This is a genomic window from Saccharothrix stipae (assembly GCF_054781895.1).
The window spans coordinates 122,550-136,233 of the sequence record NZ_BAAGTN010000005.1 but is presented as its reverse complement, the minus strand read 5'-3'; the positions used below and the strand labels follow the sequence as shown (position 1 = coordinate 136,233).

Below are 13,684 nucleotides of genomic sequence, written 5' to 3'. Positions count from 1 at the left end.
CGTCCCGCGACCCCTCGGCCGACGACACCGAGCCGCCCCCGATCGACCCGGCGAAGGAGCAGCGCAAGGCGACCGACATCTGCTACGCGCTGCTCACCGCACGGGCCCGGACGCGGGTGGAGTTGAAGGACGCCCTGCTGCGCAAGGACATCAGCGAGCAGACGGCCGAGCTGGTGCTGGCCAAGTTCGACCGGGCGGGCCTGATCGACGACGCCGCCTTCGCCGAGGTCTGGGTCCGCTCGCGGCACACCTACCAGGGGCTGGGGCGGCGCGCGCTGGCCATGGAGCTGCGCCGCAAGGGTGTCGCGGACGAGGTGGCGGCCGAGGCCGTCGCCGCGGTGGACGACGAGGCCGAGGAGGACCGGGCCCGCGACCTGGTGCGCAAGCGACTGCGCACGATGGCGGGCCTGGACGACACGACCAGGATCCGCCGCCTGGTCTCCGCCCTGGCCCGCAAGGGTTACGCGGAGGGCATGGCCTACCGCGTGGTCCGCGAGGAACTGCGCCGGGCGGGCGAGGACGCCACCCCGCTGGACGACCTGAACCAGGACTGACCGACCGGTCACCGCCGTGACCCAGCGAGGACCACCGGCCGGGTCGAGGACGAACGGGTTGCCGGCCGGGTCGAGGACGAGCAGGTTGCCGGCCGGATCGCCCGACGCGGGCACGATCACGCGCACGGCACGATCACGCGCACGGCCACGAACCACCGCGCCGACCTGGCTGACCACCCGTCGCCGTCGCGACCACCGCCGGAGTCGTCACGTCCGGCCGCCGTCGATGCCGACCTCAGGCCACCGGACGGATCAGGCGCCAGTACTGGCGCTTCTTCTCCTCGCGCACCACGACGCCGAGCCGGCTCAACTCGTCCCGCAGCTCGGCCGCGTCGTCCTTGTCGTCCTTGCGCAACGCTTCCGCCCGCACCTTCAGCAGCGCGTTCGCGCCCGGCGGCAGGTCCGGCGTCCCGTCCACCCAACGCCGGTAGTCCTCCCGGTACGGGTCGCCGTCGCCCAGCCACTGGTAGCCGTGCCGCTGGAACGCCTCGGCCAGCTCCTCCGGCTTCAGGTCGTGGCTCTCCCGGGCCAACTCGCCGGTGTCCACACCGAGCAGCACGAACTTCTTGCCGTCCAGGAACACCCCGGACACCAACGTCCGGTCGAAGCTGCGGTGCTTGCCGCCCCTGAGCAGCTCGACACCCTCGTTGAACACCTCGACCACCAGCCGCTCGTGCGCCGCGATCCCGGCCACCACCAGCCCGAGCACCGCGCCGACGGCCACCGACCCCACCGTCGCCCACGGCTCGGGGATGGACGCCACCAGGCGGAACGGCCCCTGCATCGGCGCCCACGACAGGTCGGCCACCCACCCGGCGATCGACTTCAGACCCCACAGCACGACCGCGCCCAGCACCGGGAACCCGACCGACACCAGCGCCACCTGCCCGCGCGGCTCGGCGACCACGGTCGTCATTCGCGCGTTCATCCCCCACTACCTCCCCGGAAAGTGAGCACCAACTTATCTCCGTAGCCTGAGCGGGTGCGGATCAGGGCCGAACACATCGTCTGGGACTGGAACGGCACCTTGTTCGCGGACAACGACGCCGTGCTCGCCGCGGTCAACCGGGTCTGCGCCGAGTTCGGCCACGGGGCGGTCACGCTGGCGCACTGGCGCGAGGTGTTCGCCCGGCCGATCAAGGACTGCTACGAGCAGCTGTTCGGCAGGCCGCTGACCGCGGCGGACTGGGCCCGCCTCGACGTCGTCTACCACGCCGAGTACCGGGCGCTGATGCACCGGTGCGGGCTGGCTCCCGGCGTGCCCGACCTGCTGACGACGTTGCGGCACACCCAGTCGCTGCTGTCGATGTGGTTCCACGACGAACTGGTCCCGCTGGTCACCCGCTTCGGCCTGGGTGAGCTGTTCAGCCGGGTGGACGGCCTCAAGACCGCGGCGGACGGCGGCTCGAAGGCCGAGCACCTCGCCGAGCACCTCGAAGCCCAGCGGCTGCACCCGAGCCGAGCCGTGCTGATCGGCGACGTGGCCGACGACGCCGAAGCCGCCCGGCACGTGGGCGCGCGGGTCGTCCTGGTCGCCACCGGCACCAGCTCCCGCAAGGTCCTCGAACGGACCGGCGCCCCGGTAGCCGACTCGATCCCGCAAGCCCTCGCCTACCTGGCCTGACGACCGACGGCGCTTCCGCCGAAGGCACCCGTCGGCCGGAGATGCTCGCTAGGGCGCCTCTGCCGAAGGCACCCGTCGGCCGGAGATGCTCGCTAGGGCGCTTCCGCCGAATGCACCTGCCAGCCGAAGACGCCCGCCGGGCCGCGGCCGTCGAAAACACCGCCGGCCGAAGGTGCCCGCCGGGGCGCCTCCACCGAAGGAAGGCGCCCCCGTCGAGTTCAGAGCGCCGAAGCGGCCCGTGCCAGTTCCTCGATCCGCGCCCAGTCACCGGACACCAGCGCGTCCTTGGGCGCGAGCCACGACCCGCCGACGCACCCGACGTTGGGCAGCGCCAGGTAGTTCGGCGCGGTCGCGGGTGTGATGCCGCCGGTCGGGCAGAACCGCAGGCCGGGCAGCGGGCCGCCGATCGACTTCAGGTAGTCCACCCCGCCCGCGGCCTCGGCCGGGAAGAACTTCAGCGACGTCAGCCCGCGCTCGGCCAGCCTCATCGCCTCCGACACGGTCGCCGCGCCCGGCAGGAACGGCAGCCCGGTGTCCTCGGCCGCGTCCAGCACCCGGTCGGTCGACCCCGGCGTCACGAGGAACGCCGCACCGGCCTTCGCGGCCTGCTCGGCGTGCTCCGGCGCGGTCACCGTGCCCGCCCCGATCACGATGCCCGGGACCTCCGCCGCGACCCGTTCGATCGCGGCCAGCGCGGCGGGCGTGCGCAGGGTCAACTCGATCACGCGGACACCGCCGCGCAGCAACGCCTCGGCCAGCGGCACGGCGTGCTCGACGTCGTCCACGACGACGACCGGGATGACGGGCGACAGCGCCAGCAGGTCCGCCCCCGTCGCATGAGCCGGCGTGGCTCCCCCTGGGGTCGTGGTCACCGGGACACCTCCTGGTTGAACTGGCCTTCGAAGTGCGAGGCCGCGATCGGTCCGAACACGCTCGCGCCCCGGTCGGCGGGCCCGACCGCCCGGCGCAGCGCGGCGAACAGCTCCCGACCCGTGCCGGTCCACGCCTGCGCGTCCGGCGGGAAGTCCACCAGGTCGCGCCCGGCCAGCTCCGCCGGGTCCACGAACGCCTCCAGCGTGCCGGTCTCGGCGTCCAGCCGCAGCACGTCACCGTCGCGCACGCGCGCCAGCGGACCACCCACGGCCGCCTCCGGCGTGACCTGGATGGCGGCCGGGATCTTGCCCGACGCGCCGGACATCCGGCCGTCGGTGACCAGCGCGACCTTGAAGCCCCGGTCCATCAGCACCCCCAGCGCGGGCGTCAGCTTGTGCAGCTCCGGCATCCCGTTGGCCTGCGGACCCTGCTGCCGCACCACCACGACCACGTCCCGCTCCAGCTCACCGGCCTGGAACGCGGCGCTGAACGCCTCCTGCGAGGTGAACACCCGCGCGGGCGCCTCGACGACCCGGTGCTCCGGCTTGACCGCCGACACCTTGATCACCGCGCGGCCGAGGTTGCCCGACAGCATGCGCAGGCCGCCGTCGGCCGCGAACGGGTCCGACACCGGCCGCAGCACGTCGGTGTCCAGCGAGCGCGGCGGGCCGGGCCGCCACTGCAGCACGCCCTCGACCAGCACCGGCTCCTGCCGGTAGCGGTCCAGCCCGTCGCCCGCGACGGTCTTCACGTCGGCGTGCAGCAGGCCCGCGTCCAGCAGCGTCGAGACCAGGAACTGCACGCCGCCCGCGGCCTGGAAGTGGTTGATGTCCGCCGAGCCGTTCGGGTAGACGCGGGCCAGCAGCGGCACCACCGACGACAGCTCGGAGAAGTCGTCCCAGCTCAGCGCGATGCCCGCGGCCGAGGCGATGGCGACCAAGTGCATGGTGTGGTTGGTCGACCCGCCGGTGGCCAGCAGCGCGATCACGCCGTTGACCACGGACTTCACGTCCACCACGTGGCCGATCGGGGTGTAGTCGTCGCCGCGGCTGATCTCCACCGCACGCCGTGCGGCCTCCTCGGTCAGCGCCTTGCGCAGCCTGGTCCCCGGCGGCACGAAGCTCGCGCCGGGCAGGTGCAGGCCCATGACCTCGACCACGAGCTGGTTGGAGTTCGCCGTGCCGTAGAACGTGCAGGTCCCGGGGCTGTGGTAGGACTGCGCCTCGGCTTCGAGCAGGTCCTCGCGGGACGCCTTGTCCTCCGCGAACAGCTGCCGCACCCGGGCCTTCTCCGAGTTCGGCAGGCCTGAGTGCATCGGGCCCGCGGGCACCAGGATCGCGGGCAGGTGCCCGAACGCCAGCGCGCCGATCAGCAGGCCGGGCGTGATCTTGTCGCACACGCCGAGCAGCAGCGCCGCGTCGAACATCTCGTGCGACAGGGCGATGCCGGTCGCCATCGCGATGACCTCGCGGCTGAACAGGGACAGCTCCATGCCCGCGCGGCCCTGGGTGATGCCGTCGCACATGGCGGGCACGCCGCCCGCGAACTGCGCCACGCCGCCGACCGCGCGTGCCGCGTCCTTGATCCACGCGGGGTACTCGTGCATCGGCTGGTGCGCGGACAGCATGTCGTTGTAGGCGGACACGATTGCCACGTTCGGGCGACGCAGCGCCCGGAGGAGCTCCTTGTCACCACCCGTGATCCCGGCGAAACCGTGGGCCAGGTTGCTGCACGCCATGTCGCGGCGGGCGGGGCCCTCTTGCTGGGCGCGGGCGACTTGTTCGAGGTAGGCGGACCGGCCGGCGGCGCTGCGGGCGGCGATTCGAGCCGTCACTGAGGCGACGACGGGATGCACGCTCATGGTCTGCTGTCTCCGGTGGTGATCACGGGCCGTGATGGCCCGGTGGGACGGCAGCGCTGGCGTCGCACGTACGGACGTGACAGCAAGCACACTATGTCACGACACATGATCGTGACAAAACCGATTCAGATCCTGAGACGCGACTCGGGCGCTTGTGGTTCTTGTCACAGCGGCTTCCACTTGGCAGAGTCGGCACACGGACCGACCCGAGGGAGGTGCTGACCATGACGTCCTCCGAGATCGTGGAGCTGCGCCGGGCGCTTGGCCAACTGCGCCACTGCGTCGGCGGCCTGCGCGCGCGGTACGGCGACGTGGCCGCGGTGCAGAGGCTGGCCAACGACGTCGAACGCCTGGACATCGACGCGACCGAGCTGCTGGACCTGGACAGCACGCCGCGCCAGCGCGAAGCGCCCCGGGTCGAACGGGAGGTCGTCGTCGTGCCCGACACGCCGTACGACCCGAAGCTGTGGCACGACGCCGACGACGAAGGGCTCGGCGGCTACCGCAGTCACCGGACCTGAGCGGCTCACGAGACCGGCCCCCGCGTGCAGACGCGGGGGCCGCTCCCGTTTCAGGCCAAGATATGTGTCCCAAAGCACATTGTGTCCCGCACCACAACGAAGTGGAACGAGGTGAGGTATGAGGGCGCAGATCGCCCAGCGCACGTTGCGCACAGACCGGTGGTGGCTACCGCCGCTGGCGACGTTCGCGGGCCTGCTCCTGATTTCGATCTACGCGGCCGTGCGGACCTTCATGGGTGACTACTACTGGGTGGACGAGTACCGCTACCTGACGCCCATGTACTCGCCGTGCCTGACCGAGGAGTGCCTGCCCAACGCGGCGCACTTCGGCCGCTTGCTGCCCGAGCTGCCGGGGTTCCTCACCCCGCCGGTGATCATCATCCCGTTCCTGCTCGGTTTCCGGGTGACCTGCTACTACTACCGCAAGGCCTACTACCGGGCGGCGTGGATGTCCCCGCCCGCGTGCGCGGTGGCCGAGCCGCACGCCAAGTACACCGGTGAGACCCGCTTCCCGCTGATCGCGCAGAACCTGCACCGCTACTTCTTCTACGCGGCCTCGCTCCTGCTGCTGATCAACGTCTACGACGCGGGTTACGCGTTCAGCACCGGCATCGGCCTGGGCAACATCGTGCTGCTGGTCAACGTCGCCCTGCTGGGCGCGTACACGCTGTCGTGCCACTCGTGCCGCCACATCGCGGGCGGGAGGTTGAAGCACTTCTCCAAGCACCCGGTCCGGTACTGGGCGTGGACGCAGATCTCCAAGCTCAACGCCAAGCACATGCAGTTGGCGTGGGCCTCGCTCATCTTCGTCTGCGTCACGGACCTCTACGTCGCGCTGGTCGCCTCCGGGACGATCGCCGACCTCCGATTCGTCAACTGAGGAGTGGTTTTGCCCGAGCTGGAACGGCATTCGTTCGACGTGCTCGTGATCGGTGCCGGCGGTGCGGGGTTGCGCGCCGCGATCGAGGCCAGGGAACACGGGATGCGCACGGCGGTGCTGTGCAAGTCGTTGTTCGGCAAGGCGCACACGGTGATGGCCGAGGGCGGCATCGCCGCGGCCATGGGCAACGCGAACTCGAACGACAACTGGCAGGTGCACTTCCGGGACACCATGCGCGGCGGCAAGTTCCTCAACAACTGGCGGATGGCCGAGCTGCACGCCAAGGAGGCGCCCGACCGGGTGTGGGAGCTGGAGACCTACGGCGCCCTGTTCGACCGCACCAAGGACGGTCGGATCAGCCAGCGCAACTTCGGCGGCCACGAGTACCCGCGCCTCGCGCACGTCGGTGACCGCACCGGGTTGGAGCTGATCCGCACCCTCCAGCAGAAGGTGGTGTCGCTCCAGCAGGACGACTTCGCCGAGACCGGCGACTACGAGTCGCGGCTGAGGGTGTTCCAGGAGTTCACCGTCACCGACCTGGTGCTCGACGACGGCAAGGTGGCCGGCGCGTTCGGCTACTGGCGCGAGTCGGGCCGGTTCGTGCTGTTCGAGGCACCCGCGGTGGTGCTCGCGACCGGCGGCATCGGCAAGTCGTTCAAGGTCACGTCGAACTCGTGGGAGTACACCGGGGACGGCCACGCGCTGGCCCTGCGCGCGGGCGCGTCGTTGATCAACATGGAGTTCGTGCAGTTCCACCCGACCGGCATGGTCTGGCCGCCGTCGGTGAAGGGGATCCTGGTCACCGAGTCGGTCCGCGGTGACGGCGGCGTGCTGCGCAACTCCGACGGCAAGCGGTTCATGTTCGACTACATCCCCGAGGTGTTCAAGGACAAGTACGCCGACAACGAGGCCGAGGCGGACCGCTGGTACGCCGACCCCGGCAACAACCGGCGACCACCGGAGCTGCTGCCGCGCGACGAGGTGGCCCGCGCCATCAACTCGGAGGTCAAGGCCGGTCGCGGGTCCGAGCACGGCGGTGTGTTCCTCGACGTGTCGACCCGGTTGCCCGCCGAGGAGATCATGCGGCGGCTGCCGTCTATGCACCACCAGTTCAAGGAGCTGGCCGACGTCGACATCACCGCGCAGCCGATGGAGGTCGGGCCGACCTGCCACTACGTGATGGGCGGCGTGCAGGTCGACCCGGACACCGGCGCGTCGTCGGTGCCGGGGCTGTTCGCGGCGGGCGAGGTGTCCGGCGGGATGCACGGCTCGAACCGGCTGGGCGGCAACTCGCTGTCCGACCTGCTGGTGTTCGGGCGACGGGCGGGCGCGGGCGCGTCGGACTACGTCGCCGGGATGGCGACGCGGCCGGTGTGCTCGGACGAGGCGGTGGCGGCCGCGGAACGGACCGCCGTGGCGCCGTTCTCCGGTTCCGACGCGGGCGGTGAGAACCCGTACACGCTGCACATGGAGTTGCAGCAGGCGATGAACGACCTGGTCGGCATCATCCGGCGGGCCGAGGAGATGGACCAGGCGGTCAACCGGCTGGAGGAGCTGAAGCGGCGGGCCGCGACCCTGGTGGTCGAGGGGCACCGGCAGTTCAACCCCGGCTGGCACCTCGCGCTCGACCTGCGCAACATGCTCGTGGTCAGCGAGTGCGTGGCGCGGGCCGCGTTGCTGCGCACGGAGAGCCGAGGCGGGCACACCCGGGACGACTACCCGAGCATGGACGCCGAGTGGCGGCGCAAGCTGCTGGTGTGCCGGCTGGCCGACGACGCGGTCGAGGTCGTGGAGGAGCCGCAGCTCCCGATCCGGTCGGACCTGCTGGAGCTGTTCGAGTCGAGCGAGTTGCAGAAGTACCTGACCGCGCACGAGCTGGAGGGCTGACATGGGGTACCAGGGGCACTTCCGGGTGTGGCGCGGTTCGGACGAGGGCGGCGGGCTGGAGGACTTCACCGTCGAGGTCAACGAGGGTGAAGTGGTGCTCGACGTGATCCACCGGTTGCAGGCGACGCAGACGCCGGACCTCGCCGTGCGGTGGAACTGCAAGGCGGGCAAGTGCGGGTCGTGCTCGGCGGAGATCAACGGCAAGCCGAGGCTGCTGTGCATGACGCGGATGTCGGTGTTCGCGGAGGACGAGACGGTGACCGTGACGCCGATGCGCACGTTCCCGGTGATCCGCGACCTGGTCACGGACGTGTCGTACAACTACCAGAAGGCACGCGAGATCCCCGCGTTCAAGCCGCCCGCGGGCGTGGCGCCGGGGGAGTACCGGATGCAGCAGGTCGACGTGGAGCGCTCGCAGGAGTTCCGCAAGTGCATCGAGTGCTTCCTGTGCAACAACACGTGCCACGTCATCCGCGACCACGAGGAGAACAAGGAGTCGTTCGCCGGGCCGCGGTTCCTGATGCGGGCCGCGGAGCTGGAGATGCACCCGCTGGACGAGGGTGACCGCGTGTCGGAGGCGCAGTCGTCCCACGGCCTGGGGCTGTGCAACATCACCAAGTGCTGCACCGAGGTGTGCCCGGAGCACATCAAGATCACCGACAACGCGTTGATCCCGATGAAGGAACGCGTGGCCGATCGGCGCTACGACCCGATCGTCTGGCTGGGCAACAAGCTGTTCCGCAACAAGTCCTGACGGTGGACCCGCGTTGCGCCACACCCGGTGGCGCAACGCGGGTTCGCGGGTGTGGACCTACGTGGAACCGGCGATCCTCGCCGCCACCCAGAAGAACACCTTCGGGTCGCCGAGGCCGGACGCGGTGAGCCAGTCGGCCGCCACCCGTGCCTCCTGCTCGTCCTGGACCAGTCCCCACCGCCCGGGGCGGACACCGGTCGCCTCCCGCACGTCCTCGACCAAGCCGCCGAGGCACATCCAGGTGTGCCAGCCGCCGGAGTCGTAGCCGACCAGCTCGAACCCGAGCACCCCGCTCGCGGTGACGGGCTCGGCCCGGGCCAGCCGACTCGGCAGGCTGCCCGCCGCCGCGTCCCAACCGCCTTCGGCCACGTCCGCCAGCAGGGCCTCGACATCCCGCCCGGCGATGCCGACCTCGATGACGTGCAGGCCCTGCCGACCCGCGCGTGCCGCCTCGGCCGACACCGGGTCGCCGAACCACTCGTCCCAGCCGTCCGGGTCGGCCGCCACCAGCGTCGAGACGCAGTCGCTCATCGACACCAACGGGCCCTCGGGCAGACCTTGGTCCTGCCAATCCGGCCGAGCCTCCCGCGAGACCACGCGATAGCCCGCCAGGACGTGCGTCACCGGTCCCACCGCCTACCGAACGCGCCGGTGAGACACGCCCCGCTCGCTCGTTCCACGGCGACAGCGTAGGCGGCAGCCGGGTCGTGACACGCATGAGAATCGGGCAAGCCACGCCGCTGCCGGCGTGTTCAACCGCCTTCGGTCCAGAAGCGCTGAAGCCTGGCGATCGCCTCGTCCTTGCTCATCGCGGCCACCTCGGACTCGTCGAGGCCGACACGTGAGATCAGCATGTGCACCAGGTCGGCGGGCAGGGCCTGCGTCGGCGGCTCGGGCGTTCCCCGGGCAGGCTTGACGCCGTCCTGCACGCACGACCAGAACGCCGGTTCACCGACGTCGAGCTGATCGCGAAGGTTGTGCTTCCACATGCTCGGCCCGTAGCCGGTGCGGTCCACCGGGTGCGAGACGCGGGTGCGCAGGATCCGACCGTCGACAAGATCGAGTTCGTACGTGACGTGATGCGTTCCGGTTCGGCCGCGGGCGTCGCGCACCCGGCGCCATTCCTCGGTCAGGCAGAACGCCTCGTGGTCCTTGCGCGTTGGCTGCGGACGGGAAGTCACCGCGCGGCACCGACGAGCCAGTCGCGTAGCTGCTCGTCGTCGCTGTGGCTGATCAACTGCACCAGCCCCCAGTTGTCGCGGTGGTTCGGTGCGTCGAGCAGACGCTCCTGCCAGTCGTCCGCGTACTCGCGCAAGGCGTCGACCATCTCGGCGATCGCCTCGTCGAAGGACGCGCCGTCGGCGGCCACCGGCAGCCCTGGGGTGAACACCGACCAGCCGCCGGCCTCCGGGACGACCTGGGCACGCGACGGAACGATCGACGCGAGGAAGTGGCGCAACCTCTTGACGTCCACAACCGCCGTCGTGGCCGAGTCGCGTCGAACCGTGGCGACTCGTCCCTTCTCCGCGGCGTCCAGAAGGTCCTTCAGGTGCGCGCGAGCATCGGTGTAGCTGTCGTAGTGGACAGCGGGCATGCCGGCCTCCCGAGGTGTCTCCACCGGCCTGCCGCTTCCCGTCAAGTACGTCACGTACGTGACGTACTTGAGCCGGTGTTGCATTGAACGCAACGGCGCGTAGGCGGCAGCCGGGTCGTGGCACGCAGGAAAAACGGGCGGGGAGCCGACTCCGACTCCCCGCCCGCATCTCACACCGTCAGCTGCAGCCCGAGGTGGAGCCGCAGCCCTCGCACAGGTAGCACGAGCCGGCCGGGCGCATCTTCGTGCCGCACGTCATGCACAGCGGCGCGTCGGCGGTGGTGCCCAGGTGCAGTTCGAGCAGTTCCGTGGAGCTGCCCACCTTGACGTCCTGCGGCTTGGACTTCTTCTCCTCGACCGGAGCCGGGGTGGAGGGTGATGCGGACGGGGCGGCGTCGACCGACGTGCGCAGGCCCTCCAGGTCGACGTCGGAGCCGTTGCCGTAGTCGCTGTTGACCTGCGCGGTGCGCTCGTCGGCGGTGAAGATGCCGAGCTGCGCCCGCTTCTCGAACGGCAGGTAGTCCAGCGCCAGGCGGCGGAACAGGTAGTCCAGCACGCTGGTCGCGATGCGGACGTCCGGGTCGTCGGTCATGCCCGCCGGCTCGAAGCGCAGGTTCTGGAACTTCGAGACGTAGAACTCCAGCGGGATGCCGTACTGCAGGCCCACCGAGATCGACATGGAGAACGCGTCCATCACGCCGGCCAGCGTCGAACCCTGCTTGCCCAGCTTGACGAAGATCTCGCCGAGGCCGTCGTCCGGGTACGAACCGGCGTGCAGGTAGCCCTCCGCGCCGCCGACCGTGAACGACACCGTCTGCGACGGGCGCTTCTTCGGCAGCCGCTTGCGCACCGGGCGGTACTCCACGACCGTCTCGGGCTTGGTCTCCGCGACGGCCGACGACTTGGCCGACTTGCCCGCCGACAGCGGCTGGCCGACCTTGCAGTTGTCGCGGTAGATCGCCAGCGCCTTCAGGCCCAGCTTCCAGCCCTGGTAGTAGATCTCCTCGACCTCTTCGACGGTCGCCGTCTCCGGCATGTTCACCGTCTTGGAGATCGCGCCCGAGATGAACGGCTGCACCGCGGCCATCATCCGCACGTGGCCCATCGGCGCGATCGAGCGGTCGCCCATCGCGCAGTCGAACACCTCGTAGTGCTCGGGCTTGAGGCCCGGCGCGTCCACCACGTGGCCGTGCTCGCCGATGAACTCGACGATCGCCTCGATCTGCTCCTGCTGGTAACCCAGCACCTGCAACGCGCGCGGCACGGTCTGGTTGACGATCTGCATCGAGCCGCCGCCGACCAGCTTCTTGAACTTCACCAGCGCCAGGTCGGGCTCGATGCCGGTGGTGTCGCAGTCCATCATCAGGCCGATGGTGCCGGTGGGCGCGAGCACGCTGGCCTGCGCGTTGCGCCAGCCGTTGCGGGCGCCGACCCGCTGGCAGTCCTGCCACGCCTTGGTCGCGACCTTCTGCACCGCGCCGTCGTTCGCGTGGTACGTGCGCAGCATGTCGTTGGCGGCCGAGTGCTTGCGGATGACCCGCTGGTGCGCCTCGGCGTTGCGGGCGTAGCCCTCGTACGGGCCGACGATCCCGGCCAGCTCCGCGGACCGCTTGTACGCCACGGCCTGCATCAGGGACGTGATCGCGGCGGCCAGCGCGCGGCCACCCTCGGAGTCGTACGCGTGACCGGTCGCCATGAGCAGCGCGCCCAGGTTCGCGTAGCCGATGCCCAGCTGGCGGAACGCGCGGGTCGTCTCGCCGATCGCGGGGGTCGGGAAGTCCGCGAAGCAGATCGAGATGTCCATCGCGGTGATGATCAGCTCGACCGACTTGGCGAACAGCTCCGCGTTGAACGTGCCGTCGTCGGAGAGGAACTTCATCAGGTTCAGCGACGCCAGGTTGCAGCTGGAGTTGTCCAGGTGCATGTACTCCGAGCACGGGTTCGAGGCGGTGATGCGGCCCGACTCCGGCGTGGTGTGCCAGTCGTTGATCGTGCCGTCGTACTGGATGCCGGGGTCGGCGCACTCCCACGCCGCCTGCGCCAGCTTGCGGAACAGGCCCTTGGCGTCGACGTGGTCGATGACCTCGCCGGTCATCCGGGCGCGCAGGCCGAACTGGCCGCCGTTCTCGTAGGCGTGCATGAACTCGTCCGACACGCGGATCGAGTTGTTGGCGTTCTGGTACTGCACGGACACGATGTCCTTGCCGCCCAGGTCCATGTCGAACCCGGCGTCGCGCAGTGCGCGGACCTTGTCCTCTTCACGCGCCTTGGTCTCGATGAACTCCTCGACGTCGGGGTGGTCGACGTCGAGCACGACCATCTTCGCCGCGCGGCGGGTCGCGCCACCGGACTTGATGGTGCCCGCCGACGCGTCCGCGCCGCGCATGAACGACACCGGGCCGGACGCCGTGCCGCCGGAGGACAGCAGCTCCCGGGACGAGCGGATGCGCGAGAGGTTGAGGCCCGCGCCGGAGCCGCCCTTGAAGATCAGGCCCTCCTCGCGGTACCAGTTCAGGATCGACTCCATCGTGTCGTCCACCGACAGGATGAAGCAGGCGCTGACCTGCTGCGGGGACGTGGTGCCCACGTTGAACCACACCGGCGAGTTGAAGCTGAACACCTGGTGCAGCAGCATCCAGGTCAGCTCGTGCTCGTAGATCTCGGCGTCGGCCCCACTGGCGAAGTACCCGTGCTGGACGCCCGCCTCGACGTAGGTCTTCACCACGCGGTCGATGAGCTGGCGCAGGCTGTGCTCGCGCTGCTGGGTGCCCACCGCGCCGCGGAAGTACTTGCTGGTGACGATGTTGGTGGCGTTGACCGACCAGAAGTCGGGGAACTCGACGCCCCGCTGCTCGAAGTTCACCGAACCGTCGCGCCAGTTCGTCATCACGACGTCGCGGTGCTCCCAGGTGACCTCGTCGTACGGGTGCTTGCCCGCGGTGGTGTAGACGCGCTCCACCTTCAGCTTGGCGTTCTTCTCGCCCGCGCCGTTGCGGGTGGCCGTCCTCTTGCTGGAGCCACCGACGGTCTCCGTCATCCCGGCTTCCTCATTCCGTTTCACGAGTTCTCGACGTTCCGGTGCGCGACCCACGTCCGGGCTCCCCCCGTCCGAGCCGGTCAGGCGCAGTTGTCTTGC

At 70.2% G+C, this 13,684-nt stretch carries 13 protein-coding genes; 6 read left to right on the top strand and 7 right to left on the bottom strand.

Annotated features, from left to right (window positions below):
• Nucleotides 1-41: 41 nt before the first annotated feature.
• Nucleotides 42-554, top strand: coding sequence for a regulatory protein RecX (locus ACYVLT_RS09445; protein ID WP_461120156.1), 513 nt, complete (start codon nucleotides 42-44; stop codon nucleotides 552-554).
• Between the two features lie 235 nt (nucleotides 555-789).
• Here the strand turns inward: ACYVLT_RS09445 and ACYVLT_RS09440 are convergent, their stop codons facing one another.
• Nucleotides 790-1,482, bottom strand: coding sequence for a YqeB family protein (locus ACYVLT_RS09440; RefSeq protein ID WP_461119748.1), 693 nt, complete (start codon nucleotides 1,480-1,482; stop codon nucleotides 790-792).
• 54 nt (nucleotides 1,483-1,536) lie between these two features.
• Here ACYVLT_RS09440 and ACYVLT_RS09435 point away from each other — a divergent pair, with 54 nt between their 5' ends.
• Entirely contained in the window at nucleotides 1,537-2,178 is a 642-nt protein-coding gene (locus ACYVLT_RS09435; protein ID WP_461119747.1) for an HAD family hydrolase, read from the top strand.
• A gap of 218 nt (nucleotides 2,179-2,396) precedes the next feature.
• Here ACYVLT_RS09435 and eda read toward each other — a convergent pair whose 3' ends face one another.
• Nucleotides 2,397-3,050, bottom strand: coding sequence for a bifunctional 4-hydroxy-2-oxoglutarate aldolase/2-dehydro-3-deoxy-phosphogluconate aldolase (eda, locus tag ACYVLT_RS09430; RefSeq protein ID WP_461119746.1), 654 nt, complete (start codon nucleotides 3,048-3,050; stop codon nucleotides 2,397-2,399).
• Nucleotides 3,047-4,912, bottom strand: a complete 1,866-nt coding sequence (edd, locus tag ACYVLT_RS09425) for a phosphogluconate dehydratase (protein ID WP_461119745.1) — start codon at nucleotides 4,910-4,912, stop codon at nucleotides 3,047-3,049. Before edd ends, eda begins: the two co-directional genes overlap by 4 nt.
• A gap of 224 nt (nucleotides 4,913-5,136) precedes the next feature.
• Here edd and ACYVLT_RS09420 point away from each other — a divergent pair, with 224 nt between their 5' ends.
• The 4 genes from ACYVLT_RS09420 to ACYVLT_RS09405 all read left to right on the top strand — a co-directional run bounded on the left by ACYVLT_RS09420 (nucleotide 5,137) and on the right by ACYVLT_RS09405 (nucleotide 8,954).
• Entirely contained in the window at nucleotides 5,137-5,433 is a 297-nt protein-coding gene (locus ACYVLT_RS09420; RefSeq protein ID WP_461119744.1) for a hypothetical protein, read from the top strand.
• A gap of 118 nt (nucleotides 5,434-5,551) precedes the next feature.
• Nucleotides 5,552-6,313, top strand: coding sequence for a hypothetical protein (locus ACYVLT_RS09415; RefSeq protein WP_360464039.1), 762 nt, complete (start codon nucleotides 5,552-5,554; stop codon nucleotides 6,311-6,313).
• Nucleotides 6,314-6,322: 9 nt separating this feature from the next.
• The gene (locus ACYVLT_RS09410; RefSeq protein WP_461119743.1) at nucleotides 6,323-8,200 is read left to right on the top strand and encodes a fumarate reductase/succinate dehydrogenase flavoprotein subunit; all 1,878 of its coding nucleotides are present in this window, start codon (nucleotides 6,323-6,325) and stop codon (nucleotides 8,198-8,200) included.
• A gap of 1 nt (nucleotide 8,201) precedes the next feature.
• Nucleotides 8,202-8,954, top strand: coding sequence for a succinate dehydrogenase/fumarate reductase iron-sulfur subunit (locus ACYVLT_RS09405; protein ID WP_461119742.1), 753 nt, complete (start codon nucleotides 8,202-8,204; stop codon nucleotides 8,952-8,954).
• Nucleotides 8,955-9,011: 57 nt separating this feature from the next.
• Here the strand turns inward: ACYVLT_RS09405 and ACYVLT_RS09400 are convergent, their stop codons facing one another.
• The 4 genes from ACYVLT_RS09400 to ACYVLT_RS09385 all read right to left on the bottom strand — a co-directional run bounded on the left by ACYVLT_RS09400 (nucleotide 9,012) and on the right by ACYVLT_RS09385 (nucleotide 13,585).
• Nucleotides 9,012-9,578: a hypothetical protein gene (locus ACYVLT_RS09400; protein ID WP_461119741.1), complete on the bottom strand. Its 567-nt coding sequence runs from the start codon at nucleotides 9,576-9,578 to the stop codon at nucleotides 9,012-9,014.
• 128 nt (nucleotides 9,579-9,706) lie between these two features.
• Complete coding sequence (locus tag ACYVLT_RS09395; protein WP_461119740.1) at nucleotides 9,707-10,135, bottom strand: cytotoxic translational repressor of toxin-antitoxin stability system; 429 nt, start codon at nucleotides 10,133-10,135, stop codon at nucleotides 9,707-9,709.
• A complete protein-coding gene (locus tag ACYVLT_RS09390) occupies nucleotides 10,132-10,548 on the bottom strand; it encodes a type II toxin-antitoxin system HicB family antitoxin (protein ID WP_461119739.1) in 417 nt (138 codons plus the stop codon). The genes ACYVLT_RS09395 and ACYVLT_RS09390 overlap by 4 nt, the downstream gene beginning before the upstream one ends.
• 178 nt (nucleotides 10,549-10,726) lie before the next feature.
• On the bottom strand, nucleotides 10,727-13,585 hold the full coding sequence (locus tag ACYVLT_RS09385) for a vitamin B12-dependent ribonucleotide reductase (protein WP_461119738.1): 2,859 nt from the start codon (nucleotides 13,583-13,585) through the stop codon (nucleotides 10,727-10,729).
• Nucleotides 13,586-13,684 lie beyond the last annotated feature (99 nt).

What these genes read in the sequence shown, in the direction of transcription:
- ACYVLT_RS09390 (WP_461119739.1), bottom strand. Translation starts at nt 10,548, where the DNA reads ATGCCCGCTGTCCACTACGACAGCTACACCGATGCTCGCGCGCACCTG.
- ACYVLT_RS09405 (WP_461119742.1), top strand. Translation starts at nt 8,202, where the DNA reads ATGGGGTACCAGGGGCACTTCCGGGTGTGGCGCGGTTCGGACGAGGGC.
- ACYVLT_RS09385 (WP_461119738.1), bottom strand. Translation starts at nt 13,585, where the DNA reads ATGACGGAGACCGTCGGTGGCTCCAGCAAGAGGACGGCCACCCGCAAC.
- ACYVLT_RS09420 (WP_461119744.1), top strand. Translation starts at nt 5,137, where the DNA reads ATGACGTCCTCCGAGATCGTGGAGCTGCGCCGGGCGCTTGGCCAACTG.
- edd (WP_461119745.1), bottom strand. Translation starts at nt 4,912, where the DNA reads ATGAGCGTGCATCCCGTCGTCGCCTCAGTGACGGCTCGAATCGCCGCC.
- ACYVLT_RS09415 (WP_360464039.1), top strand. Translation starts at nt 5,552, where the DNA reads ATGAGGGCGCAGATCGCCCAGCGCACGTTGCGCACAGACCGGTGGTGG.
- ACYVLT_RS09440 (WP_461119748.1), bottom strand. Translation starts at nt 1,482, where the DNA reads ATGAACGCGCGAATGACGACCGTGGTCGCCGAGCCGCGCGGGCAGGTG.